Annotated in this window: 20 protein-coding genes and 7 pseudogenes; 20 read left to right on the top strand and 7 right to left on the bottom strand. The window is 59.6% G+C overall.

Going from position 1 to position 25,258, the window contains the following annotated elements; translation table 11 throughout:
- Nucleotides 1-125: 125 nt before the first annotated feature.
- Nucleotides 126-389, top strand: a complete 264-nt coding sequence (locus X757_RS1000000165940) for a hypothetical protein (protein WP_023727985.1) — start codon at nucleotides 126-128, stop codon at nucleotides 387-389.
- 16 nt (nucleotides 390-405) lie between these two features.
- Here the strand turns inward: X757_RS1000000165940 and X757_RS1000000169885 are convergent.
- Nucleotides 406-471, bottom strand: a pseudogene (locus X757_RS1000000169885) (helix-turn-helix domain-containing protein); the annotation flags it as partial.
- A 540-nt stretch (nucleotides 472-1,011) separates the two neighbouring features.
- Between X757_RS1000000169885 and X757_RS136600 the strand changes: the two are divergent.
- From X757_RS136600 to X757_RS0135250, 8 genes and pseudogenes are all read left to right on the top strand, one after another.
- On the top strand, nucleotides 1,012-1,899 hold the full coding sequence (locus X757_RS136600) for a TauD/TfdA family dioxygenase (RefSeq protein ID WP_023727983.1): 888 nt from the start codon (nucleotides 1,012-1,014) through the stop codon (nucleotides 1,897-1,899).
- Between the two features lie 275 nt (nucleotides 1,900-2,174).
- Nucleotides 2,175-2,576: a hypothetical protein gene (locus X757_RS136605; RefSeq protein ID WP_023727982.1), complete on the top strand. Its 402-nt coding sequence runs from the start codon at nucleotides 2,175-2,177 to the stop codon at nucleotides 2,574-2,576.
- Nucleotide 2,577: 1 nt separating this feature from the next.
- The gene (locus tag X757_RS136610; RefSeq protein ID WP_023727981.1) at nucleotides 2,578-3,906 is read left to right on the top strand and encodes an aspartate aminotransferase family protein; all 1,329 of its coding nucleotides are present in this window, start codon (nucleotides 2,578-2,580) and stop codon (nucleotides 3,904-3,906) included.
- A 14-nt stretch (nucleotides 3,907-3,920) separates the two neighbouring features.
- The gene (locus X757_RS136615; RefSeq protein ID WP_198024438.1) at nucleotides 3,921-4,979 is read left to right on the top strand and encodes a phosphotransferase enzyme family protein; all 1,059 of its coding nucleotides are present in this window, start codon (nucleotides 3,921-3,923) and stop codon (nucleotides 4,977-4,979) included.
- A gap of 283 nt (nucleotides 4,980-5,262) precedes the next feature.
- Entirely contained in the window at nucleotides 5,263-5,526 is a 264-nt protein-coding gene (locus X757_RS1000000165930; RefSeq protein WP_156933501.1) for a hypothetical protein, read from the top strand.
- A 15-nt stretch (nucleotides 5,527-5,541) separates the two neighbouring features.
- The gene (locus X757_RS01000000165430; RefSeq protein ID WP_084629741.1) at nucleotides 5,542-6,585 is read left to right on the top strand and encodes an IS66 family transposase; all 1,044 of its coding nucleotides are present in this window, start codon (nucleotides 5,542-5,544) and stop codon (nucleotides 6,583-6,585) included.
- A gap of 170 nt (nucleotides 6,586-6,755) precedes the next feature.
- Complete coding sequence (istA, locus tag X757_RS136620; protein ID WP_031251708.1) at nucleotides 6,756-8,294, top strand: IS21 family transposase; 1,539 nt, start codon at nucleotides 6,756-6,758, stop codon at nucleotides 8,292-8,294.
- Between the two features lie 15 nt (nucleotides 8,295-8,309).
- Nucleotides 8,310-8,632, top strand: a pseudogene (locus X757_RS0135250) (ATP-binding protein); the annotation flags it as partial.
- A gap of 31 nt (nucleotides 8,633-8,663) precedes the next feature.
- Here X757_RS0135250 and X757_RS01000000165425 read toward each other — a convergent pair.
- The gene (locus tag X757_RS01000000165425) at nucleotides 8,664-10,580 is read right to left on the bottom strand and encodes a recombinase family protein (protein ID WP_245275132.1); all 1,917 of its coding nucleotides are present in this window, start codon (nucleotides 10,578-10,580) and stop codon (nucleotides 8,664-8,666) included.
- Nucleotides 10,581-10,715: 135 nt separating this feature from the next.
- The gene (locus X757_RS1000000168340) at nucleotides 10,716-10,889 is read right to left on the bottom strand and encodes a hypothetical protein (RefSeq protein ID WP_156933500.1); all 174 of its coding nucleotides are present in this window, start codon (nucleotides 10,887-10,889) and stop codon (nucleotides 10,716-10,718) included.
- Nucleotides 10,890-11,201: 312 nt separating this feature from the next.
- On the opposite strand from X757_RS1000000168340, the pseudogene X757_RS1000000167360 reads away from it, so the two are divergent.
- The 9 genes and pseudogenes from X757_RS1000000167360 to X757_RS136645 all read left to right on the top strand — a co-directional run.
- Nucleotides 11,202-11,702: pseudogene (locus X757_RS1000000167360) on the top strand (ATP-binding protein); the annotation flags it as partial.
- A gap of 126 nt (nucleotides 11,703-11,828) precedes the next feature.
- Nucleotides 11,829-12,210: pseudogene (locus X757_RS1000000169230) on the top strand (transposase); the annotation flags it as partial.
- 142 nt (nucleotides 12,211-12,352) lie between these two features.
- Nucleotides 12,353-13,528: a Xaa-Pro peptidase family protein gene (locus X757_RS136630; RefSeq protein ID WP_023727969.1), complete on the top strand. Its 1,176-nt coding sequence runs from the start codon at nucleotides 12,353-12,355 to the stop codon at nucleotides 13,526-13,528.
- 175 nt (nucleotides 13,529-13,703) lie between these two features.
- Nucleotides 13,704-14,221, top strand: a pseudogene (locus X757_RS1000000169880) (transposase); the annotation flags it as partial.
- Nucleotides 14,125-14,580 (top strand): DDE-type integrase/transposase/recombinase, encoded by a 456-nt coding sequence (locus tag X757_RS1000000169875; RefSeq protein ID WP_373432865.1) that lies wholly within the window; start codon nucleotides 14,125-14,127, stop codon nucleotides 14,578-14,580. The pseudogene X757_RS1000000169880 and the gene X757_RS1000000169875, both read left to right, overlap by 97 nt.
- The gene (locus tag X757_RS1000000169870) at nucleotides 14,547-14,732 is read left to right on the top strand and encodes an integrase core domain-containing protein (RefSeq protein ID WP_373432866.1); all 186 of its coding nucleotides are present in this window, start codon (nucleotides 14,547-14,549) and stop codon (nucleotides 14,730-14,732) included. The genes X757_RS1000000169875 and X757_RS1000000169870 overlap by 34 nt, the downstream gene beginning before the upstream one ends.
- A gap of 354 nt (nucleotides 14,733-15,086) precedes the next feature.
- Entirely contained in the window at nucleotides 15,087-16,190 is a 1,104-nt protein-coding gene (locus X757_RS136635; RefSeq protein ID WP_031251703.1) for an ABC transporter substrate-binding protein, read from the top strand.
- A gap of 256 nt (nucleotides 16,191-16,446) precedes the next feature.
- On the top strand, nucleotides 16,447-17,538 hold the full coding sequence (locus tag X757_RS136640) for an ABC transporter ATP-binding protein (RefSeq protein WP_023727965.1): 1,092 nt from the start codon (nucleotides 16,447-16,449) through the stop codon (nucleotides 17,536-17,538).
- Nucleotides 17,539-17,558: 20 nt separating this feature from the next.
- Entirely contained in the window at nucleotides 17,559-19,337 is a 1,779-nt protein-coding gene (locus X757_RS136645; protein WP_031251701.1) for an ABC transporter permease subunit, read from the top strand.
- A 529-nt stretch (nucleotides 19,338-19,866) separates the two neighbouring features.
- Here the strand turns inward: X757_RS136645 and X757_RS1000000168335 are convergent.
- The 4 genes and pseudogenes from X757_RS1000000168335 to X757_RS1000000167355 all read right to left on the bottom strand — a co-directional run.
- Nucleotides 19,867-20,040, bottom strand: a pseudogene (locus X757_RS1000000168335) (transposase domain-containing protein); the annotation flags it as partial.
- Nucleotides 20,041-20,068: 28 nt separating this feature from the next.
- Entirely contained in the window at nucleotides 20,069-22,138 is a 2,070-nt protein-coding gene (locus tag X757_RS136650; RefSeq protein WP_023727962.1) for a recombinase family protein, read from the bottom strand.
- The gene (locus X757_RS1000000168330) at nucleotides 22,125-22,313 is read right to left on the bottom strand and encodes a hypothetical protein (protein WP_128178386.1); all 189 of its coding nucleotides are present in this window, start codon (nucleotides 22,311-22,313) and stop codon (nucleotides 22,125-22,127) included. Before X757_RS1000000168330 ends, X757_RS136650 begins: the two co-directional genes overlap by 14 nt.
- A gap of 272 nt (nucleotides 22,314-22,585) precedes the next feature.
- Nucleotides 22,586-23,071 (bottom strand): annotated as a pseudogene (locus X757_RS1000000167355) (transposase); the annotation flags it as partial.
- Between the two features lie 74 nt (nucleotides 23,072-23,145).
- Here X757_RS1000000167355 and istA (X757_RS136665) point away from each other — a divergent pair.
- Together istA (X757_RS136665) and istB are read left to right on the top strand one after the other, a co-directional pair.
- Complete coding sequence (istA, locus tag X757_RS136665) at nucleotides 23,146-24,435, top strand: IS21 family transposase (RefSeq protein ID WP_031251700.1); 1,290 nt, start codon at nucleotides 23,146-23,148, stop codon at nucleotides 24,433-24,435.
- Nucleotides 24,435-25,235 (top strand): IS21-like element helper ATPase IstB, encoded by an 801-nt coding sequence (istB, locus tag X757_RS136670; protein ID WP_023727958.1) that lies wholly within the window; start codon nucleotides 24,435-24,437, stop codon nucleotides 25,233-25,235. The genes istA (X757_RS136665) and istB overlap by 1 nt, the downstream gene beginning before the upstream one ends.
- The last annotated feature ends 23 nt before the right edge of the window (nucleotides 25,236-25,258 follow it).

Raw genomic sequence — 25,258 nt, 5'->3', positions numbered from 1 at the left:
CCTCCGGACTGATGAAGAGAAAAAGGGTTACTGAAGAGCAATCCATCGCGATGCTTTGAGCATGAGGTGGCCACCACATCTATCGATATTGAATTCGCCTTGCGCCGGGGCGGTCGTTCTTTTCGATGACCTTGAAGATCCCGTCTCGCCAGGAGCGCTGCTCTGACGATGCTTCCGCCAAGTGCCGCAAGGCTCGCGATCACATGGAGATCGAGCTGCTGTTGCCCGACTTTCTGCTCCAATTCCCTGATCCGGCGCCTGGCCTTTGTCAGTGCCTTTTCCTGAGGTGCCGGCACGTCGACCGCGCTCTGCAAATGGGCCGGCCCGTCCTGCTGTCGATCTGCCCGGCCGGCCGCGCCGAAGTGACTTCAGATTGCCATGAAGCCTAAGATGATCACGCCACTCGTAAAGACGGTGGCGACTGATGCCAACCTCATCTGCCAACTTGCTAACGGTCTCGCCCGCTTCCATGCGTTGGAGAGGCTCCAGCTTTTGGTCCTCATGTATAAGGATCTAAACTCTTTGCCTCCGCGCATCACTCGAACTGGGCCAAGCACGCATATGACGCAGGTACCCTCGCGAAGAGGCGGGTGCGGGAAATCCGCCCGCCCGGATCTGTGAAAGCCCAATGGCTGAGCTACTCGACCACGATCCCATGACATCAGTCGAGACGACGCGCCGATCTCGCCCGGGTGAGATCAACCCACCAGGAGTGATAGGATGCGGTGCGACTGGAGACGCGGTAACACTACCCCCCCAGCGAACAGGAGACAGCAGGGAGACAACAGTATGCAAGCCATACCGTCGAGTTCGAGTCCGCGAGAGCCTCTGGCCGTGATGCCCATCCAAGGATATATACCACAGAATTTGGAAGTACTTGCCAAGCGCCACGTTGGCGCGCTTCTTCTGAGAAAAATCAGCTTCGATCATCATCCCCGGGCGCAACGGGGCGGGCGGAGATTTTTGCGGCCCGGTTGGATTAGCTTTGCATCGAAAAAGGAGAACGCCGCTATGAGTAAAATAGATTTGATCAACAACTTTATTCCACGTGCCGATGTTGTTAAATGCACAGCGCGCATCGGGGCTGAAATCAAGAACATCAAGCTGTCGGCCGATTTGCCGGACCAAGCCATTGCTGCGATAAACGGCCTGATGCTTGAGCACAAGGTCATCTTCTTCCGCGACCAGGGTCATCTCGACGACGCTGGGCAGGAGCGTTTTGCTCTGCGATTCGGGAAGCCCTCGCCGTATCCGGAAGGAACGACGCGGATTTTCGACATTGATTCCGCACGTGGCGATATCGGGGCTTACGTTTGGCATATCGATTGGTCCTGCATGGACGCCTATCCCAAGATCGCGGTGCTGCGAGGCGTTGTGATCCCGCCAGTCGGCGGCGACACCGTCTGGGCAAACACCGCGGCCGCATATCTCGACTTACCGTTGCCGCTGCAACGACTTGCCAACGAACTCTGGGCTGTTCACAGCTTCCCCGGATCTTATCTCAGGTCTTCTACCGAGCCCCATACTGGACCGATAATCGAGACAGAGCATCCAGTCGTACGCGTCCACCCCGAAACCGGGGAGCGCACGCTTGTGCTCGGCGTTTATGTAACGCGTTTCGTCGGCATATCCAAATATGACGGCCAAAGGCTACTCGATCTATTTGAGTCTCATGTCACCGCGCAGGAAAACACGGTGCGCTGGAAGTGGAAGCAGGGTGATATCGCGATCTGGGACAATCGAGCAACGATGCATTGTGCAACCAACGATTGCGGCGACCAACGCCGCGTCGTTCGTCGCGCGACCATTGAGGGCGAGGTGCCTATCAGTGTCGACGGCCGGTACAGCGTTGCGCGATCGAAATTTATCCAGCCGACGCCGGCGACAAAGGTCGCTTAGACCGTACTTTTAGGATGAAGGTGGGCCGGCCCCGTGAGCTGAATTCGGGGGTGGCTCTGGGTAACCCGGAGCCTTGCCTATGCTTAGCGAGGGCGAGCATTGAACAGAATGGCGTAATTTTCACCGTCTTGGATGCGTAGAAGTTGCGTAGCCGAATGGCGACGATGTCCTCAGCTATTCCTCTAACGGCGATCAGCATCCGGCATTGAAGTCTTGATCGATCGCCAGTCGCATAGGTCGGGGGCCGCACTCAAATCTGAGGATTCGCCTGTCTTATGATGGGTGTGCTTGAAACCCCAACCAAACCTCGCGTCGCCTTGCGCCGGTATGCATCGCAGCCTGATAAATCCGTGCGCCTCACGGCAGCGCGCACGGCTCCGACCGCCGCCCGCATGTTGTCATCTCGTCGCGAGAAGACAACAATCTGCAAACTGAATTGGACGGCCGCGGCCGCCGGCTTTCTATTGCTGATCAAAGACATGACTTTGATAGCAGCCGCCAGGGCGCTCCGAATGATCGAATGCTTTTTTATTGCAGCAGATAGCGTAACGATTGCAAAATCTTGCGTCCAGGTTAAACCTGCAATTCTTATGCGGAGCGTTGCTCCTATTCGCCAGATAGAAGCTGGCCCGACGGAATCTCCGGTGGGGTTCTTCGATCGTTCGCTGGCAGGCTGAGATGACCGCGCGCCACCCTAAGCTGATCGACGCGTGTGGTATCAGCGACCTGTCTGAACGACTCCAGGACATCATCCGACGCCGGGGCACGGTGCTCGGTCCCGGCTACCAGTTTTCCGAGACGATTCCGGTGGAGTTTGTCTCGAGTTTTGGTGCCCACCTAATAGACAGCGACGGCAATGACTATCTCGACGCGTATAACAACGTTCCGGGCGTTGGTCACGCCCACAGGCATGTTGTGGACGCCGTTTCTCGCCAGATTGCCGCAGTCAATAATGATACACGCTACCCCCAGGAGCCATTGGTTGCCTATGCTGAGCGGCTACTTGCGACATTCCCGGCTGAGCTGTCGAAGTTAAGCTTGCCCTGCACTGGATCCGAAGCAAATGATCTGGCAATTCGGGTCGCGAGGTTCCATACGGGCGGCGAGGGTATCATAGCTACTCGTTGGGCTTTTCACGGTCGCACTCGTGAAGTTGCGAGTTTTTCCCCAATGCTAGGCGTTGGATCCCCGCTCGGACCGAACGTCCGACTCATTGACGCTCCGGACCGAAGGCTTTGCGGAGCTGAACGATCTCTTGAGCAATATATGTGGGATCAAGTGCGTTCCGCAATTATTGATCTCGAACGGCATGGATACAGGCTAGCAGCCTTGATTGCCGACTCTGCCTTCACCTCCGACGGCATTTTTACTCACCCAGTCGGCTTCATGCAGGCAATGGTGGACGAGGTTCACGCCGCTGGTGGCCTCTACATTGCTGACGAGGTTCAATCGGGGTTCGCTCAGTTCGGTGATTCGATGTGGGGGTTCAGTCGCCATGGGATCATTCCTGATATCGTCACGATGGGTAAGGCGATGGGGAACGGTTTCCCCATCTCTGGCGTCGTCTTTCGCCCCGAGGTATCTGACGAATTCGGACAGAAGGTCAGCTACTTCAACACACTGGGTGGCAGATCGATCTCTGTAGCTGCGGCGTCCGCAGTGCTCGATGTGTTTGAGCAGGAGAACGTGCGTGAACGCGTTGTCGTGAATGGCGCGACCTTGCTGGCAGGGCTTGAAACGCTGACAAGGGATTCTCCCTATGTTGCGGAAATCCGAGGCGGCGGCCTGTATCTTGGGATCGAGATCGTCAAGGACCGAGCGACGCTCGAGTCCGATCCCATTCGTTGCGAACGGATCATCAAACACCTCCGCGACCGTCGAGTTCTGATCAGCCGGGCCGGCCCTGCGGGCAACGTGTTGAAAGTTCGCCCTCCAGTCGCTTTCACCGCTGCCGATGTGTCCCGATTCCTTGAGACCTTTGCCATCGTAGCGAAACAGCTTCTTTAGAAGGCTCTAATGACGTGAATAGATCACCTGGCGTGGTGTTGCAACGGCTCCTAGAGGAGAGCAGCCTGCTCTCATCAAGCAAATCTATCGACGCCTTGCTGTTGAAAAACATACTTGAGAGCGATTATGGGCTAAGTGGACACTTTGAGCGATTGGGCAGTGAAAAAGGCCATACGTTCAGGCTTAAGACCGATGCGAATGAATACCTCGTAAAGGTGTCACCGTCTGACGAACCCGAACCAGTTACGGCGCTGCAGATTGCTGCGATGCGTTATCTTCATGATGCCGCTCACACCTTGCCGATCCAGCGGATCAAGTCTGCCCTTGACCGAAGGGATTGCGTTCCAATCGACGTAGGGGATGGCACCTGTCGAACACTCAGCGTCTTCTGCTTTGTCGAAGGCCTGTTATGGGACCAATTGGATGCCAACGTTGAGCAGTTGACCAAGGTGGGAGATATGCTCGGGCGAGTAAGCATTGCGCTGCGATCATTTAGGCATCCAGCTGCCGGGCGCAGCTTAGTCTACGACATTAGGCACTTTCTCGATTGGGCGGGACTTGTTGAGTGCGCGCCAGACTCTAAGCACCGACTGCTGGCTCAACGGGTCTTCAAGCTCTTCGAAGAAGTCGTGCTACCGAGGCTCCCCAGCCTTGAAATGCAAGTGATCCACGGTGACTACGCTCCCAACAATGTCGTGGTGGACCCGCACAGCGATGTCTTCGTGAAGGCCATCCTTGACTTTGGTGACACTGTCCATAGCGCGGTGATCTTTGACCCTGCCAACACGGTCGCGCACCTGATCGGCCGCTCTCAGGATCATCCTTGGCAGGATGCCTTTGCCTTTGTCGCTGGGTACGAGCAGAGCCGGCCGATAAATGATTCAGAACTTCCACTTTTGCCAGTTTCGGCTCTCGCCAGGCTCACCATGCTCGCGTTGATCAGATACTGGAAGGCGGAGCGCACGCCTGCCCAGAGCGAGGAGCTACTCGCTAGTGCCGAGTATTACTGGGCGAACCTAGAGCGGGCTATGGCAGTGCCGGTGGATAACGTCATTGCACGTTTCCGCTACTGAGCCGATGATCTTGGTACGTGAGTGCAGGGACCGGAAGTGGTGGGGGCTCGAGGGAAGACCGTGGACTGCGAGGGACGCGATTTCCCTCGTTTCCTGCTCAACGCTACCATCCCTGAAACGGCCGCCTCAAACTGACGGGCAAGGGGCTTTGGGAGCCAGAAGCCTCCTTAAGCGGACCTCCACCACTCCCTATTGCAGCCAACTCCGTTGCCAATATCGAAATTTCTGGCTGTCGGCTGGTCGGCTGGGCTACCATGCTCCGATGAGCCGCACCTGAGGCAAAGTGAATCATGGCTCTGAAATGATTGGGAAAAAGGGTCTTTCTTGTGTTGTGATGTCAGCCAGGGAGACGGCTGCCGCAGACCTTCCCGACGACGTTGACGCGCTGAAGGCGATGGTCCTGGCGCTGACCGAAAAGGCGGCGCTTCTGGACAACCAGGCTGCGCGAAACGAACGCCATACGGCCGAGCGGATCGCGATCTCTGATAGCCGGGCGGAGCGGCAGAAGCGCGCATCAAGGCCGCCGACGAACGTATCGCCACCCTGACGGCGATTGTGAAGACTGGAGCGGTCGCGCTATGGCACGAGCTCGGAGCGGCTGGGCATCAGTGGTCTGACAGACGAGCAATGTGCCTTCGTGTTCGAGGAGGCCGAGAGCGGCGTCGGCGACGCGGTTGCGGATCTGGAAGCTGTAGCCCCAGATCGTGCGAAGCGCGCACCACGTCCGCGCAAGGGGTTTGCCGCCCATCTTGAGCGGGTGGAGCAGATCATCGAGCCGGAGGTGCCTGAGGATTGCGAGGGCCTGGATCGGCTGCTGATCGGCGAGGATGTGTCGGAACGTCTGGACGTCACGCCGGCGAAGTTCCGGGTGATCGTCACCCGCCGCCCGAAATATGCCTACAGAAACCATGACGGCGTGTTCCAGGCGCCGGCACCTGCCCACATCATCGAGAGCGGCATTCCCACAGAGCGGCTTCTGGCTCAGGTCGCAGTCTCCAAATTTGCCCGAGGGGCTGCCGCTCTATCGACAGGAAACCATCTATGCCCGCGATGGCGTCGAACTCAGCCGCGCGCTGATGGCCCAATGGATGGCAAGATTGGCTTCGAGCTTCGGCCGCTGGCCGATTATTTATTGGAGCGCATCCGCCAAGCTGAAAGGGTGTTTGCGGGCGAGACGTCGCTACCAACGCTTGCGCCGGGCAGGGGCAAAGTCCGGAAGGCATGGTTATGGGCATACGCCCGAGATGATCAGCCGTTTGGCGGGACAGCGCCGCCCATGGTGGCGTATCGCTTCGAAGACAGTCGCGGCAGCGAGTGTGTCGCACGGCACGTGGCGGGCTTCACCGGCATTCTGCAGGTTGACGGATACGCCTACACCAAGCTGGCCAAGGCAAGTGCTGGCACCAATGATGCCATGACGCTCGCAGGATGCTGGGCGCATCTACGCCGGCGCTTCTATGAGTTGCACATCAGCGGCGCTTCGCGTCTGGCGTCACAGACGGTCACGACGATGGCCGGCTTGTGGAAGGTAGAGGATGAGATCCGGGGCCATTATCCGATGGCTCGCATGGCTGCACGCCAGGATGCGTATTTCAGGCGATCGTGAGCACGGATTTCACCGCATGAGCACGGATTTCACGGGATCATGAGCAACGATTTCAGACGATCGTGAGCAACGATTTCAGATGATCGTGAGCACCTTTTCGGAGGTGCGGGACACTTCGGCCGACAACTCAGCCAGTTTACAGGATGCCTCGTTCAAAACGAGGAAGCCTGATGCCAACCCAGAGATTGTCGATGCGCCGGATCCGAGAAGTTTTACGTCTAAGGTATGTCCAGGGCCTGACCGAGCGTGCCATCGCGCACACGCTCGGGGTGAGTAATGGTGTCGTGCATGGTCATCTGCGGCGCGCCCGTCTTGCTGGGCTGAGCTGGCCGCTGCCCGAAGGGATGGATGACGAAGGCCTCGAGCTGCTGCTCTTCCCGGCGCCGAAGGCGGCCTCGCAAAGCCCCCGGCGGCCGGTGCCCGATTGGAGCTATGTGGAGAAGGAGTTACGCCGCCGCGGCGTAACGCGGGTGCTCCTGTGGGACGAGTATCGCGCCGCTAATCCCGACGGCTTTGGCTATACCTGGTTTTGCACGACCTTCGAGGCCTGGAAAGAGCGCGCGCGCCCGACGATGCGCCAGACACATCTGGGCGGCGAGATGTTTGTTGATTTCGCCGGCGACACGATCGACATCTTCGATCCCGTCACCGGCGAAGCGCACCCCATGAAGCTGTTCGTCGCAACGATGGGCGCCTCGAACTACACTTACGCCGAGGCGTGCCCGAGCGAGAGCCTGTCCGACTGGATCGGCGTGCACACGAACCTCTTCACCTTTCTGGGCGGCGTGCCGAAGTTCGTGGTCTGCGACAACCTCAAGGCCGCCGACACCAACCCCGATCGCTACGACCCCGGTCTCAACCGGACCTATGCCGAGATGGCGAGCCATTACGGCACCGCAGTTCTCGCAGCCAGGCCGAGACGCCCAAAGGATAAGGCAAAGGTCGAGGTCGCCGTGCAAATTGCCCAGCGCTGGGTGCTGGCGCGGCTGCGCAACCAGCGCTTCTTTTCCCTGGCGGAGCTGAACGTCGCCATCCGCCTGCTCGTCCCCGAACTCAACGCCCGCCAGATGCGCGGCTTCGGCTCCAGCCGCGCCGAACTCTTCGCCGAGATCGACAGGCCCAAGCTGGGAGAACTGCCGGACCAGCCATACGTCTTTGCGCGCTGGAAGCGTTGCCGCGTCGCGCCCGACTATCACGTCGAGGTCGACGGGCACTGGTACTCCACGCCCTACCGCCTCATTCGCGAGCTCGTCGATGTGCGCATCGCCGACAACACCGTCGAGGTCTTCCACAAGGGGCAGCGGATCGCCAGCCACGCCCGTGCGCCCAACCGGCGGGGCCATACGACCGTTGCCGATCATATGCCGAGCGCGCATCGCCGCTACGGCAAGTGGACGCCAGGAGGATTGATCGCGGCCGGCGAGAAGATTGGTCCTTCCACCGCAGCCTTCTTCGAGGCCGTCATCGATGACCGGCCGCATCCCGAACAGGGCTTTCGCACCTGTCTCGGCATCCTGGCGCTGACCAAGAGCTACGGCAACGCGCGCGTCGATGCAGCCTGCCAACGCGGCATCCTCATCAAGGCTCGCTCCGTCGCCTCGATCCGTTCGATCCTCAAGAACGGCCTCGATCGCGCTTTCTTCGACGAGACGCCCGACCACCAACCCCTGCGCCACGGCAACATCCGCGGTCAGGGCTATTTCCACTGAACCATGGAGTTCCCAATGCTCACCCATCCCACCCATGAACGGCTCATCGCACTCGGCTTGACCGGAATGGCCAAGGCCTTCGAGGAGCAGCGACGAACACCGGACCTCGATGCCCTGTCGTTCGAGGAGCGCATCGGGCTTCTTGTCGATCGCGAAGCCGCCGAGCGCGACACCAAACGGCTCACGACGCGGCTCAAATTCGCTGCGCTGCGCCAGAGCGCATGCGTGGAAGATGTCGATTTGCGCACCCCGCGCGGCATCGACCGCGCCGTCTTCGCCAGGCTCGTCGCCGGCGACTGGATCGACCGCCACGAGAATCTCTGGTCACCGGCGCAACCGATCCCACGACATAATGCACACCTCGCTATGTTATTGAAAAAGCTGGATCTGCTGATCCTGTGATTGTGATAATGGACTGTGTCCGCTCCTGCCGGATTGGTGCTGGATATCGAGTTGCTCGATATCTTCATGACGGATGATCCAGGGCGTACCCTTGCAATACTGCTCGGCCTTCAGATCGCCGGCGCGGATCATGCGCAGCACGGTCATTGTCCGCAGGCCGAGCTTCGCAGCCGTTTCCTGCAATGTATACTCGCCGCGCTCCGACCGTTCGTCCTTTTTGTAGACGGCGATGTCGTGCTGGTTGCGGAAAGTGCAGACACGGGACTGCGTCCATCCGTTCAGACGACCCGTGGTTTTGCCGAGCCGGTTGAGAAGCGATGCGATCGCTCTATCCGGCAATTGGCGTGCCAGGGCACGGATCAGGTCCTCGATGTCCGGCGGGGCGCCCCAACGGTGATGGCCTGCCTTGTTCTTCCTGACCGAAAGCGCGGTATGGTCGCCGCCCTGCCAATGCACCAGCATTTTGATGTGGTCGTCTTCGATGGCGACGACAATCTCGCGGATCACGGCACGGATGATCCGCTTGCGCGTGGTGGCGGTGGCGTTGCCATGATGCCATGCCAGTTCGAGATCGGCGCCCATGCGCAGCAGGCTCCGCCGTTCCTCTTCTCCCAGAGCCTCAGGCTTGTGGCGGTCGAGCGCGTCAAGCTCGTCCTGACGCTCGCGGACGGCTACGAGCGCGGCATTCCAGCGTCGCTCCAGTTCGCCTGCTACAGGCCGGTTGTCCGGGTCGACGGCGTCATACTGGCGGCGTGCATGGGCGGCTTCATAACGTGCCTGCTCGAGTGCGAGCTCCACATGGCGCCGCTTCTCTCCAGCCTGCACGGTGGAGGTCTCGATGGCCTTGATCGCCGCTTCCATGCCGAGCGGTTGAAGGCGTTGAAGAACCTCCGCGCTGACCGCCTGATCGACCCGCAACGATCCGAAGCCGATGCACGGGTCGGTTCCGTGGTTGACCTGCGCTCCGCGGCAATGATAGCGCCCCGTATTGCCGTTGCTGCCGGAATAGGAGACATGCAGCTTGCGGCCGCAATGGCCGCAGCGCAAGAGACCGCCGAGCAGCAACTCGCCCCGGCGAAGAGCACCGCGCGGCACCAGGCCTTTGCTTGTGGCATTGTCCGTGATCAGGCGCTGATTCCTCTCAAAATCGTGCCAGCTCAGGTAACCTTCGTGATGGTCGATGAGCAAGACCTCCCAGTCGGCGCGATCGCGCCTGATCCCACGCAAAATCCGTTTGCGTCCGGCCTCTATGGTGACTTTGCTGCAGGTTCGCCCGAACGCATAGGCGCCGGCGTAGATCGGGTTGGTGAGAATGTGGTGCACCGTATTGTAGACGGGCAGCTTCCAGACGATCGCCCTGTCCGCCGCGCGCGTGTAATTTACGGCAGGGAGCATAATGCCCTCGCGGCGCAACCACAGATGCACCTGCCGGATGCTCTGCAGTTCGTCGAAACGCCGGAATACAAGATCGATCGCCTCGCGGATCCGCAGGTCCGGGTCTTTCTCGACCCGGTTCCGGCCCGACTTGACGTAACCGATCGCCACCGTCAGGAAAAGTTCGCCCCGTCGTGCCTTCTGCTTCAGGGCTTCGATCGAGCGGGCCCGCAGGATCGAAAGCTCCAGTTCGCTCATCGTGCCCTTCATGCCGAGCAGCAGCCTGTCGTTGGGATGACGCGGTTCGTAGATGCCGTCCTCATCGATGATGAGCGTTCCGACAAGGCCGCAAAACTCGATGAGCGTATGCCAGTCCCGGCCATTGCGGGCCAGCCGGGAGGCTTCAATGGCGAGGACCGCACCAACCCGACCTTCGCAGATCGCCGCCAGAAGCTTCTCAAAGCCCGGACGGCTGATGCCAGACCCTGAACGACCGAGATCTTCATCGATGACGATGGCGTCTTTCCAGCCAAGGGACCGCGCTCGCTCGGCAAGGCATATTGGCGTCGCCGGCTCTCGGGATTGTTGACGAGTTGATCGGCCGTCGACTGCCGGACATAGACATAGGCACCGCGCGCGAGATGTTCAGCGGTGATCTTCATGATCTGCCTCCCGTCCCGTCTGGCTCACCACCGCTTCCCTCAGCAAGGTCTCGATCAGCGGGAGGGTGCGTTCCCGGACTTCGCCTGGAAGACTCGATGGCGGAGCCTTCTTGGAAAACAGGTCTGGCTGGTCGGTTCGGCATTGCCTGCGCTGCATGGTCGTCTCCTGGCTGGCGTGAGTCGCTCTGCAGAAAACGTAGACATGCATCGACCTCGCGGCGCAGGTCGCGCAGGCATGAAAGGGGAAAACGGGGCGCCTCGCGAACCGCCATCGTCAGGGCGATCTCTTCCGTCATCCAGATCGGAATCAGCGCCAGGCTGCCATCCGGTTGTCGCCCGACATAGGCCGGCTCACCGCAATAACGCTGACGGCCTGTGACGAAAATCTCCCCGCCCGAACGTGGATGAAAGGCGTAACGGACAATCTTCTTTGCCTCGCCATCCTGATAACGGGCATTATGAGCCCAGTCCGACCGGCCTGGGCAAGAGTTGGCTCGCCTGCGCCCTCGGCCACAAAGCCTGCCGCGACAATCGATCGGTGCTCTATCATCGCGTCCCGCGTCTCTTCGAGGCGCTCGCGCTGGCGCGCGGCGACGGGCGCTATGGCCGCTTGCTCAAGACGCTCGGGCGCGCCCAACTCCTCATCCTCGACGACTGGGGGCCTGTCGGTTCTCAATGCGGCCGAGCGCCGCGATGTTCTGGAAATCCTCGATGATCGCCATGGCCGCGCTTCGACCATCGTCACCAGCCAAATCCCCGTGCAACACTGGCACGACGTCATCGGCGATCCCACCCTCGGCGACGCGATTCTGGATCGCTCGTTCACAACGCTCACCGCCTTCAACTCACCGGAGAAAGCATGCGAAAACACAACGCTCGCGTCCACGCTCTNGCTCGTTCACAACGCTCACCGCCTTCAACTCACCGGAGAAAGCATGCGAAAACACAACGCTCGCGTCCACGCTCTTGACGCAGCTGCAAACACCTGAATCAATGAACAGGGACGGTCGAAGCGGCCGCTCATGATCGCGTGAAAAACATGCTCACGATCAAGTGAAATGAGCGCTCACCATCGCGTGAAATGGCTGCTCACAATCAGCGAAATGCGCACCAGGATCGGTCCGCGGCGATCGTTGCCGACCTGTTCAGGCTATGGGAAAAGGAATTGCCTCCCATCTCCGGAAAGTCAAAACTGGCCGAAGCGATCCGGTATGCTACGTCACGTCTTGCGGTGCTCGAACATTTCCTCATCGACGGGGGCCGAAATCAACTCCAATATCGTCGAGCGCGCCATCAGGCCGCAAACAATAATCACAAAAAACAGTCTCTTCGCCGGCTCCCATTCACTCTCTTTACGATTTTATGATTCGCAGTTAGCAAGCACTTCACCGCGGACTGAATGTGTGGCGGAGCAGGAATTATCTCATCTCGATGGCTGGGTCTTAGCTGCATCTCGCCGCCAGATGACGACGATATAGAAACTGCATTTGACGCAAGCCGCTAGGACGTTTGAATGTCTGCCTGGATCAAAATCCGAACGTTAAGCAATAGCTTCGAACATCGGTCCGATGCGTACTGTGGCGTAACCGAACCGCACATGGCAAATCATTGAGGTGAGATATGACGACGATGTCCTCAGGTATTCCTTTGACGGGTGTCCCGTTCCCGAAATCCGAGTACGAGCGCAGGCAGCTCAATGTGCTGGCGGCAGTGGCGAGTGCGGGGCTAGACGCACTTGTAGTGACTGCCCATGGCCATCTTCGGTATCTTAGCGGATATGATGGCAGTGGTGGATACTTCGCACCGTTTCCTTTGATCATGGTGCCCGGTCGGTCGCCAATATTTGTTGTCCGAGAGTATGACGAGCAAGCGGTTCGTTCGTATAGTTGTATTCATGAAGTGGTTACTTATACCCACCAGCAAGATTTTGGGAAAGTGTGTGCCGATGTCCTCCGTCGGTATGGCTTCCAAGGCAAGAGGATCGGTTTTGAGCTTGGCTGCTGGAACCTCGCGGTGGCAGATGTCAATGCGCTTCAGGCGCAGCTTCCCGGCTTAAAGATCGCTGATGCGACTCGGCTAGTTTCTTCGGTGGCAGCGGTAAAGGGCGAGCTAGAACTCGAGTGCATGCGCGACGCAATGCGCATGACTGACCTGGCAGTGCGAACCTTCCAAAGCTCGCTACGCGAAGGTGTTACCGAACTGGAGATGGCGGCGACTATGGCGGCGGCCGTCAGGGCAGACACCAGCAACGCTGGCGGGGAGGTTGGGCTTTCTGGCGGCACCATTTTGTTCGGGGAACGAACGAAGTTGCCGCATGGCCCGCCATCTCAGCATCCAATTAGTAATAACGAGCCGGCTTTTTTGGAAATCGGCGCATCAAAACACGGATACACCATGGGGATGGTCCGGTGCGCTGTGCTTGGTCGACATCCTGAGACTGAGTCTCTACACGCCTTGGCCGAAGAGGTCATTGACGCCCTCATTGCCGCAGTTAGGCCGGGCACATCCGCGGCGGCAGTCGACGCTGCCGGCCGAGACGTGCTGAAGCGATCTGGGAGAAAGGGAGTCTTTCGCCAACGAACTGGATACCAGACTGGCATCAATTGGACTGAGCGCGGTGACCTGAGCTTGGAACCGGGCGCGGAGGATATCCTGAAGTCCGGCATGACGTTGCATATGCCAAATATATTGTGCAGCGAAAACGGCTATCTATTCGGAGCTGGCGCTCACGTTCTAGTGACAGAGGGTGGTGCAGAACTACTTAGCCAAACACCGTCCACGCTGTATCGCGCATGATGCCTTAGCAAAGTCGAATCAGGACGAAGCATGGATAGAATGGATGTCCGCGGTGCGGTCTCCGTTTTTGTTCTCGAGCGTGGCTTGAAGGATCTTGCTCTGATCCCCGATAACTGGATCGTTTTTGGTTGGAGTTTTTCGCTGTATTTTCCCGGCTGGGAGAAGGAGCGGAATGATGAAGGCATCGAAATTTTCGGACGCGCAGAAGGCGTTCATTTTGAAGCAGGGCGAAGATGGCGTGAGCGTGGCGGAGATCTGCCGCAAGGCCGGGATCAGCCAGGCGACGTATTTCAACTGGCGTAAGAAGTATGCCGGCTTGCTGCCCGATGAAATGCGCCGGCTCAAGGCGTTGAAAGATGAGAATGGGCGCCTGAAGAAGATCGTTGCCGACCTGACGGTCGATCGGGAGATGCTGCAGGATTTTCCGCCGAAAAATCTAAGGCCTGCCTGGAAGCGCAAGCTGGTCGACGGGATGCTGGCGGAATGGGGATATCGATCAGGCGGGCTTGCAAGACGCTGACATTCGACACCTCCACCTACCATTACAAATCTCGCCGCACCGGTCAGGCCACGCTCGAACGACGGATCCGGGAGATATGCGAGACGCGAATTCGCTACGGCTACCGTCGAGTCCATGTGTTGTTTCGCGTGGAGGGATGGATCGTCAAAATGAAGAAGACAGGCAGGATTTACAATGCCAGGATGCTGTCGGACCGAACGATGTTTGGGCGATGGATTTTGTCCATGACCAGCTTGCAACGGGCAACAAGATGCGCATCCTGACCATCGTCGACACCCATTCGCGCTATTGTCCGGCGACCGATCCGCGCTTCACTTATCGCGGCGAGGATGTGGTGCACTCGAACGTGTATGCGGCCGGATTGGCTATCCGAAGACAATCAGGGTCGACAATGGCAGTGAGTTCATCGTTCATCTCGCGCGACCTTGATCTGTGGGCTTACGCCAATGACGTCACGCTCAATTTCTCACGGCCGGGAAGCCCGCCGACAACGGCTATATCGAGGCTAGCAAGCTCAGGGCTGAATGCTTAAACGCGCGTTGGTTCCTGACGCTTGCAGATTCCCGTGAAAAGTTGGAGGATTGGCGTCGATACTACAACGAGGTTCGTCATCACAGAGCAATCGGATATAACGTTCCGGTCGCGCTGCAAAATCTCGGTGGCGCTGCCAGCCCGTCACCATGATCGCAGCCGGAAAATTCCAGCCTCCGGCGCTCCAAACTTCGTCTCAGAGCAACCATGATCGCAGCCGGGAAACTCTACCTTCCGGCGGTCCAGATAATGGTATCGGAGCAAGGTGCCCCGGACTCTCCATTAAACTGGTGGGAACACGGGTCTCAGGTCATCAGTGCATCTCGCTCCTAGATGACGCTATATGTAAACTGTATTTGACGAAAACTCCCGTGCCACCCATCATCTCTGACAAGATTGCGGCGCTGGAGTCCCGCCTTATGGCATGGGCTTTCGGGTGAACGGGGTCGAGCCGATGCTGGCTTTCTGCAGTCGGAAGTCAGGGCCACTAAAAAATGGGGAACTAAAATGAGCTTTTGGCTAAATCGCAGACGTTTCATGCAAGCGACCTCGGCGGCTATCGCGGCCGGCGCACTGTCCTCCGCTCGCCCGACTTCGGCGCAATCATCGGGTGAGTTAAGGGTGACGGTTGGGGGCGGCGATGTGGGTAAAGCCACCATCGAGGCCTTTGTCAAACCATTCGAAGCTGAGACAGGTATCAAGGTGACTCCGATCACCGAGGATGCAAACCCTGGCGCGATTGAGTTGATGGTGAAATCGAGCAACGTTACGCTTGACGTTGGCGCTGTGGGGCAAGGTTCTGTGCTTACCTTAGAGGGAAAAGGCCTCCTCGAGAAGATCGATTATTCGATTTACAAGAAGGAAGATCTAGACGGCATGTATGACTTCGCCAAGCAACCGTCCGGCATCGCCTGGCCCGTCTATTCGTACAACATGGTTTACAATACTGAATCGTTTCCTGCCGGCAAGCCGAGGCCCATAACCTGGGCCGATTTCTGGGATGTCGAAAAGTTTCCAGGCATCCGAACGCTGGTGTCGGGGGCGTACGGATCGGAAGGGCCTTGGGAGGAAGCCCTGCTGGCTGATGGCGTGCCCGCCGATCAACTTTACCCGATGGACATCGATCGCATCTTCACCAGTCTGGACAAGATCAAGCCGCATATCCGTAAGTGGTGGGGCACGGGCTCAGAGATCCAGCAAATGTTGCATGATAAGGCGGTTGATGTCGCGCAATCATATGATGGACGAGCCCTCCTTCTGATCGATCAGGGCGCACCAATCGAGATCAATCGGAATCAGGCAAAGCTAACATGGGACTATTTTGTAATTCCGAAGGGGGGTCCGAACGTGCAGAATGCGCAGAAGTATATTGAATTTACTACTCGCGCTGACCGCCAAGCGGCATTCTGTCAGATATTTCCCCAAGGTCCCACCAACCGCAACGCCTTTAAGCTACTCCCGGATAAGGTCGCCCGCAAACTTACTACCCATCCTGACTACATGAAGAGCAGCGTTTTCATTAATGGACAGTGGTATAATGATATCGGGCCGGATGGCCTGACCAACACCGAACGGCTCATTCAGCGCTGGAACGAATGGGTTCTTCAATAGACCTGGATACCACTCCAGTTATTCTGGCCGGGCGACGGTCACACGTCGCTCGGCTTTGCCGACACAAGATGAAACAATCAAAGTCTACCCCACCCCTTTTTTTTAGGAAACTTGGGATTGCGCGTAATGGCGCCGAAACACTGGCTGGATGCGGGGGGGCTACCGCTGTGTTCTACATCGAGTTGGCGGCAGCAGCTACGGTTAAATAGCAGGGGTCCGTCAGCGGTCGGATCGTGCTGGAGGAGCAACAGTGAACATGCATGGAACCCCGCCCGTCCCGCTTTCAGAGGTTGACGCGTTGGAGAAAAGTCCCGTTCTGCCGCAGATTGAATTCCGAAGCGTCACTAAGACTTACGGGAAGATCACTGCGGTCAGAGATTTGTCATTGAAAGTTAGTCGTGGAGAGTTCCTGACCATTCTCGGTCCGAGCGGTTCGGGCAAAACTACAACCCTGATGCTGCTCGCCGGCTTTGAGGCCCCGACTGCGGGTGATATCTTTATCGCTGGGCGCTCCGTCGCCGCAGTGCCCTCCTATCGGCGCGACCAAGGCATTGTGTTCCAAAGCTATGCGCTGTTTCCGCATCTTACGGTGACACGGAACCTGGAGTTCCCGCTCGAAATGCGCGGCATAAACGCTGCTGAGCGGACAACACGGGCCCGCCGCATGCTGGAGCGTGTGCACCTTAATGATCTTGGCGGCCGCATGCCGTCGCAATTGAGCGGCGGCCAGCAGCAGCGCGTGGCGCTTGCCCGCGCGCTAATCGCAGATCCGCCCTTCCTCTTGCTCGACGAACCGCTCGGCGCCCTCGATCGTAACCTCCGCGAGCAGATGCAGATCGAGATGAACAGCCTGCACAAAGAGTTCGGCATCACTACGGTCTGTGTTACGCACGATCAGGAGGAGGCGCTCACTCTATCCGACCGCATCGTAGTTATGCGCGCTGGGCGAATCGAGCAGACCGACAGCCCGGAGGCCCTCTATGACCGGCCGGCAACATCCTTCGTGGCAAAATTTATTGGCGAGGCGAATATCCTCGAAAATCCCAACTTCAAGATTGAATCCGATGCAGCGCAGCCCTCCGGCACTGTGGCTATGATCCGGCCCGAACGTATTTGCATTGTCGCTCCTGATGCGCGGAAGCGCAGCGATGCAGACCAACGCCAGTCCGTCACTGGCACCGTCGACGATATGATTTATGCCGGCCCCTTGCGGAAATACCATGTGCGCGTAGGGAGCAGCGTTTTCATCGTGCGTGAACATGTCGCCGCAGGGCAGCCAATCTTCCGACCCGGCGACGGGGTGTGCCTCGACTGGCTGCGGTCCGACATTCGCTTCGTCGCGGCGTGAGGCACCAAGAGGTAGACCTGATGAAGACTTTTCAAAAATTGGGCCGAATGCCCATCTTGCTCACTGGGCCTGCTCTCGCCGTTTTGCTGGTTGTCTTCGGAATACCGATCATCCTTCTGTTCTTGACCAGCATCAATGCGCCAGCCTTTTCGGCAACCAATTATTATGAGTTTTTCGGCCAGCCCGCGAACGTCCGCGTACTCTTCCAGACCATCGAAGTGAGCGTCGTGGCCACCGTCATCTGCCTCATCGTCGGCTACCCCACGGCCTATCTGATCGTGACCGCCTCGAAGAGCGTGCGCATGATCCTCATTGTGCTCGTCATCATCCCCTATCTCACCAGTGGGTTGGCTCGTACATATGCATGGATTGTCATTCTCGGCGATCGCGGCGTGATCAACAATCTGTTGCTCCACCTCGGGGTGATCCACAGCCCACTGCAGCTCATCTACAACACCATGGCCGTCTATATCGGCATGGTACACATCATGCTGCCGGTGATGATCCTGCCTCTGGTTAGCGCCATGATGGGCATCGACAGGTCGCTGATGGCGGCGGCGCGCAGTATGGGCGCGCGGCCGCTCACAGCTTTTTGGCGGGTGTTCTTCCCGCTCAGCTTGCCAGGCGTGCGCGGTGGCTCACTGCTGGTCTTCGTGTTCTGTCTGGGGTTCTACGTAACGCCAGCTGCCCTCGGCGGGTTGCGTGATGCCATGCTGTCTAACTTTATCGCGGGGCAAGTCGCAAGCTCCTTCAACATCTCACGAATCGCTACCTCAGCCTTCATCCTCCTTGCCATCGCCGTCGCCGTGCTTTCCGTGCTAGGGCTCGACCTCGCGGGTACCCAAGGACGCGCGGTGACACCAGCGCGGAAGTCTTGGGTTGTGCGGCTACCCATATTTGGCATGCTGAAACGCTATTTTGATGAGTCTACCAGTCCCTATCGGGCGAAGCTTTGGACGACCCAGCTCTACCAGGCAGGAGATGACAGCCGTATGTCGAACATCGTCGGCACGGTGTTCGTATTGCTCGTCATGGTCTACCTTCATGCTCCTGGTCTCATCGTCATTGTCATGTCGTTTAGTGCCGGGACTTTTCTGGAATTCCCGCCCTCGGGCCTTTCGCTCCAATGGTACCGCACCTTCTTCGGCGATCCGTCCTGGAATGGCGCCGCTTGGACCAGCATCCAGATCGGCGTAGCGGTGGCTATTCTGTCGACTATCGTCGGAACGCTCGCGGCCTATGGCCTCAACCGCACCCATCCTCAGCTACGCGGCTTCCTGACAATGACGATTCTGACTCCGGTCACCATCCCCGTCATCGTCGTCGGCATCGCGACCTATCTCGGGCTGGTCAATCTCGGACTGATAGGCTCGAAAACTGGGATCGTCCTAGCCCACAGCATTGGCGCCATTGGCATTGTCGTCGTGATTGTATCAGCAACGTTGGCGAATTTCGACCGAACGCTTGCGAAAGCAGCCAAAAGCATGCGTGCGGGACCCCTGCAGACCTTCATGAGGGTGACACTGCCGCTGATTCGGCCGGGCATAGTTGGAGGTGCCGTGTTCGCGTTCCTCCACTCCTTCGACGAATTCGTCATAACATCGTTGATTAGCGGGTATTCGATCCGTACCCTCCCGCTCAAAATGTATGAGAACATACGCAACCAGATCGATCCCACGATCGCCGCGGTGTCGTCCTTACTAATGCTTGTGCCCTTGCTTTGGCTCATCGTTCTCTATCTTGCGTGGTGGCGGGCGCGGCCGAGAGATCACCACTCGCTCCCGGAACTTGCGACTTAGCTGCAGGCCCTTCAGGTTGCGTCGCCTGCGAAGCGTCATGCTGCGCCGATTTGCACGTGCCCCTGCGCAATCGACGCGATCGGAGCCACGGCCGGGGGAATGCCCATCCGCCGCCCTGCGCCAATGTATCTCGCCGTCGGACAGCCTAAACTGTAGCACCCACATCAGGCGCACCGTCTCGACCCGCCGATATCGCGTACGCATCCGGTGAAGACCGCAGACGTGCGCATCCGGCAGCCAGGAGAACCTGAGCACCGGAGTGCTGGGGTCAAGCTTTCTTTGGGGAGACGCGATGATATTCTTCGAGGAGGAGTTTGACCTCCTCGATGCCTTCATCGGTGAAGGCCAAGATCCCGTCGTCATCGTTGGCGCCGTAGACCCAGATGACGCCGTCCTCGGGCTCGAGACCGAGGGTCAGGTCCTGGATGAGCGCTTCGCTGACGCCGAGGTCCCTGGCGACACGATCGACGGTGTAGACGTGATGCACCTTATTGCGCTGCATGATCAGGCCGCCGCTGGTTGGGTCCNGCAAATCATCGATCCGATGGGCCGGATAGGCGGGCAGTCGGGCGAGGACGTCGGCGAGCCAGGCCTGCGGGTCGACATCGTTCATCTTGGCGCTGACGATCAGGCTGTAGAGAACGGCCGCGCGCTGTCCGCCGCGATCGGAACCGCAGAACAGCCAGGACTTTCTGCCGAGAGCGAAGACCGATTCATTATGCACCTCCTTTTCAAATGGCGGAAAACAGCGATTCCTGGTTGTCGTCGTGGATGCGATGCGGAGTATTGCGCGCCAAATCGGCCTTGATCCGTTCGTCTTCGAGGTCGCTGGCGCGGATCTGGTAGGGTGCGCCGCGCATGACCTGCTCGGCAGGCAAGAGGCCATCCCTGATGAACCGGCGGATTTTGACGTGCGAGACTCCAAGCCGGGCGGCCGCGTCCGACATGGTGAGCCACTCGCCATTCTTGTCGGAAGAGCGATAGCCGCTGATCTTGTGCACCGTGCGCAGCGATTGGACGCGACGCGCGGTCCAGGTCTTTCCCTGACCGGTCTGCATGCCCATGCGGTTGAGTGTGGCAGCGATTTCGGCATCCGACCATCGGGTTGCCATGGATCGCATGATCGCCAGAGCCTCCTCAGGCGTACGCTGGCCATGCTCTCCGGATTTGGGCTTGCGAACCCGTACCTGCGAGTGCTGGCCTCCGTGCCAGTGGATGGTCAAGATCACGTCGCGCGCATCGTCATCGACATCCGCCACGATGTCCTTGATGAGCGTGCGCAGCAGTTGCTGACGACAGCGCATGTCGACACTTGGCGCGTTCCAGGTGGCCTCGAGATTCTGGGCGAGGCCCGTGAAGTCCGGAACCGCGTCGACAGGCTCCACACGCTGGACTTCGCTCAGCCGGGCCTCGCAGGTCTCCACGCGCCTGAGCATGGCTTCCCAACTCCTCTCGAGCTGGGCCGCAATAAGCCGGTTCTCCGGGTCGCAAGCGGCATAGCGGCGCTCGGCGAGCGCTGCCTCATAGCGCGCCTGCTGCAGGTCCATCTCGATCATCTGCCGCCGCTTGGCTTCGCTCTCCAGCTGCATCCGTTCAGCCTCCAACGCCGCTTCGATCGCCATCGGCGCAACCGCCTCCAGCGCTTCGCGGGTCACCGCCGCGTCGGTGCGAAAGCCGTTGAACGACATGCATCGCGCCTGGGCCATCATGAGGTTGCCGCGCTCGCAGCGATATACCGGATAACCTTGGCCGCGTCCGGCATACATGACAACCAGTCTTCGCCCGCATCGACCACAGGAGATGAGACCGGGGAGCAGTGCGCGACCGCCGCGGCCCGACTTGACGCCGCCGGCTTTGCCATAAGCGTTGGCCGCGAGCAGTTCCTGGTTCCGTTCGTACTCGCTCCATCCGATGTAGCCTTCGTGATGGTCGTTGAGCACCACCGCCCACTCGCTAGCCGGCTTGTAATGGCCATAGCTCTTGCGAACGCGGCCATCGACGATCTCAGTGCGCTTCTCGCTCTTACCATAGACATAGGCGCCGGCGTAGAATGGGTTCTTCAGGATCGAGATCACGTTGCGGTAGCGGATCGGAACCCAGTCGAAGGACACCATCTTCTTGCCGTCGGAGGGTCTGGGGAAATGCACGTCATCGTCGATCATCGAGATCAGGACCTGGCGCGCACTGCCGAGTTCGCGGAAGCGCGCGAATATCAGGCGAATGGTCTCCTGCAGGCGCATGTCGGGATCGAACCCGAGACCGTAATCGCGGTGCCAGACATAGCCGAAAGGCACGGAGATGCGCAGTTCCCCGCGCTGTGCCTTGGCGCGGGCGGCCTCGTACATGCGGGCACGCAGCACGCCGAGCTCGAACTCGCTGATGCTGCCCTTCATACCGAGCAGCAGGCGGTCGTTCGGCAATCCCGGATCGTAGACTCCGTCCAGATCGATCACGCGTGCATCAACTTCGCCGCACAACTCGAGCAGCCGATGCCAGTCCGGCCCGTTGCGCGACAGGCGGGACGCCTCCAGGCAAAGCACGGCGCCCACATGGCCGGTGCACAGATCGTCGACCAGGCGCTCGAAACCGGGACGCTCCACAGCCCAGCTTGCGGTTCGTCCCAGATCCTCGTCGATCACCTCTACTTTGCGGAATCCCCAGCGCCGCGCGACGTCGACAAGCTCATATTGCCGACGTTGGCTCTCAAGGTTGAGCTGGACCTGCGCCTGAGTGGACTGACGCACATAGACGACAGCCTTGCGCTTGAGGACGGCAGTCGGAATCAGATTACCGCTCGTCATCGCAGCTCTCCTCCTCCGTTGCCACGCCGGCGGCGGCCATCAATACGTTGGCGAGCCGGGCGATCACTATGGTCCGTTGCGCTGAACTCAGCCCGTTCAGCTTCTGCGAGTCGAGCGGCAAGCTGAGTTGGCGAACGACCACGAGAGATCGTGTCGGTGGTGGCAGGGTTCTCATGTTGCGCCTCCGCGATGGTGAAACCATCCGGACAGCCTCGCCGGAAACGGCGTTCGATCAAGAGCTTGTGAAGCTCAAGCAGCGCGGCAAGCGATACGCGCGGGGAGCCCAGGTCCATCGCCGCGCAAGCCACGGGATCGATCATCCAGGCCGGAGCGGTAATGACATGCCCGGGCGCGACTACGAGATGAATGATCCGGCCGTTGGCGCGCTCTTCGCTGTTCTCGCAGCGAAGCCGATGTCCGAAATACGGGTGCCAACGGTAATGGACCTCGACCTCCTGCCCAACATGGGCAGAATGACCCCGAGATGGCGATGCCGCGCAGGGCTCGCTCGGCTGCATTGTTGGATAGGCAAATCCGCCCATCGTCGAGGAACCGGGTGAAGGATGACCAGCGGCGCAGCATGTAGTTGAAGGCCTTGGTCAGATCGTGTCCGCGCGAGAGCTTGTCGCGCGTCTTGATCATCCAGCGCTCGAACTCGGTGACCAGCGGCGCGCTCCGCTCTTGGCGCACGGCGTGGCGTTGGGCCGGCGACAGGCCGTTGATCGCGCGCTCGATATCGAACAGGGCATCGATGCGCTTCACGGCTTCGACCGCCAGCGGATAGACGAGGTTGGGCTTCTCGCCGTGCGCCTTCTTGCGCGCCGCCGCTTCGACATCGGCCAGCTCAAATACTTTGCGCCGGCTGTGGGCCCAGCAGCTGGCCTCCAGAACAGGCGCCGGCTGACGACCCGTCGCATAGAGATCGCCATAACCTGTCGGGCGAATTGAGAAACTGACCCCCTGACGAAATGACGAACTGACCCCCTCGGTTATGAGAGGAGGCATGGATGACGATTGGGATTTCGGCGATTCCTGCATTGTCGAGAACGATGCAGGGAGAGGAGATGCTTCAGCCTGAAGAGGTGGCAGCGATGGTGCGGCTGTATGAGCTTGGCTGGGGAGCGAAGCGGCTGGCGAAGGAGTTCGGGTGCGCGCGCAACACGGTGCGTCGGTATCTGCGCGAAGGCGGGACTGTTCCGTTTCGCAAGCCTGTGCGGCGGAGCGCGTTTGACGGGCTAGACGATTGGCTGCGAGAGCGCTTCTTCCGCCATGGCGGCAACGCCGATGTGGTGCGCCAGGAACTGGAGAGCGAACATGGGATCGTCATAGGGCTTCGGTCGGTGGAGCTTCGGGTGCAGGGTTGGCGTCGGGAGTTGAGGGTCCAGAAGCGCGCGACGGTTCGGTTTGAGACGGCGCCGGGACATCAGATGCAGATCGACTTTGGCGACACGCGGGCGTGGATCGGCGGCGAGCGTGTTCGGGTGCACCTGTTTGTGGCAACGCTGGGTTACTCGCGTCGGCTGCATATCCGTCCCTCGCTTCGGGAGCGCCAGGCGGACTGGTTCGAGGGGATGGAAGGAGCCTTCCTTCGCTTCGGCGGGGTTCCAACGGAAGTGCTGTTCGACAATCCGAAGGCGCTGGTCGAACATCACGATGCGGCAACGCGGGAGGTGCGGTTCAATGTGCGGCTGCACGCCTTTGCCCGCTATTGGGGATTTACGCCACGGGCTTGTGCGCCCTACCGGGCGCGTACGAAGGGGAAGGACGAACGCGGGGTCGGCTATGTCAAGCGCAATGCGATTGCCGGCCGCCGGTTCGAGAACTGGGCGGCGTTCGAGGCGCATCTGGACCGGTGGACACGCGAGATTGCTGATCAGCGTGTGCATGGCACGACCGGCGTGGCTCCTGCGGAGCGCTTTGCCGAAGAAGCCATGGCGCTTCGCCCTCTGGGCGGACGGGCACCGTTTGGGCAGCTGCGCGATCTCGTGCGCAAGGTCCAGGCGGACTGCGCAATCGACCTGGACACGAACAATTACTCGGTTCCCTGGCGGCTGATCGGGGAGAGCGTCCAAGTCGTGGTGCTGGGCGGCCGCGTTATCGTGCGTCATGCGGGCGAGGTGGTGGCGGATCATGCCTTGTGCCGCGGGCGTCGCCAACGGATTGTCGAGCGGGCGCATCTTGCCGGCGTGGTCGGCGCTGCTGCGCCGGTGCGATCGGCGCCGGCGGAGATCGTTGCGCCTTCCGCTCTGTTGCGGCCGCTGGCCGAATATGAGGCACTGGTGGGAGGCAGCTGGTGATGACGACGGTCGATCACGAGATGCTGGTGGCTCAGCTCGACCGGCTGAAGCTGACCGCGATCCGGGATCAGCTCGATACGCTGCTGGACGAAGCGGCGCGTTCGCAAATGACCTTGCGCGAGGCTTTGGCCTTCCTGGTGACGCGCGAGATCGCGCGGCGCGACGAGCGGCGCATCTCCATGGCAGGCAAGATCGCGCAGTTCCCGTTTGTGCGCGAACTCGATGGCTTCGACTTCGACGCGCAGCCGTCGCTGGATCAGCGCCAAGTCCGGGAGCTGGCGACCTGCCGCTGGATTGCTCATGGCGACACGGTCCTGTTCCTTGGACCTCCGGGTACGGGCAAGACACATCTGGCGGTGGCTCTCGGGCGCGAGGCGATCCGGCAGAACCATAGCGTCCAGTTCGTCACGGCGGCCACGCTCGTGGCGATGCTGGCCAAGGCCCATGACGACGGTTCACTCGAAAAGCAGCTGACGACCCTGTCGCGGCCGAAACTGCTGATCATCGACGAGCTCGGCTATCTCCCGTTCGAAGCCAATGCCGCACATCTGTTCTTCCAGCTGGTGTCGCGGCGTTATGAGCGGGGAGCGATCCTGATCACCTCCAACCGCTCGGTGGGCGAATGGGGCAGCGTGTTTGGCGATCCCGTGGTGGCAACGGCGATCCTTGATCGCCTGCTTCATCATTCGACAGTGATAACCATCCGTGGCGACAGCTACCGGCTTCGCGAAAAGCGTCGTTCCGGCCTATTGCAGAAGGCCGGAACGACGCTCGGCACCAACGAAACCGCAAAACAATGAGGGGGTCAAATCTTCAGTTCGCC

The organism is Mesorhizobium sp. LSHC412B00 (genome assembly GCF_000503035.1).
Taxonomy (GTDB): domain Bacteria; phylum Pseudomonadota; class Alphaproteobacteria; order Rhizobiales; family Rhizobiaceae; genus Mesorhizobium.
Note: the sequence above shows the minus strand (reverse complement) of the source record. Positions and strands in the feature narration are given on the sequence as shown.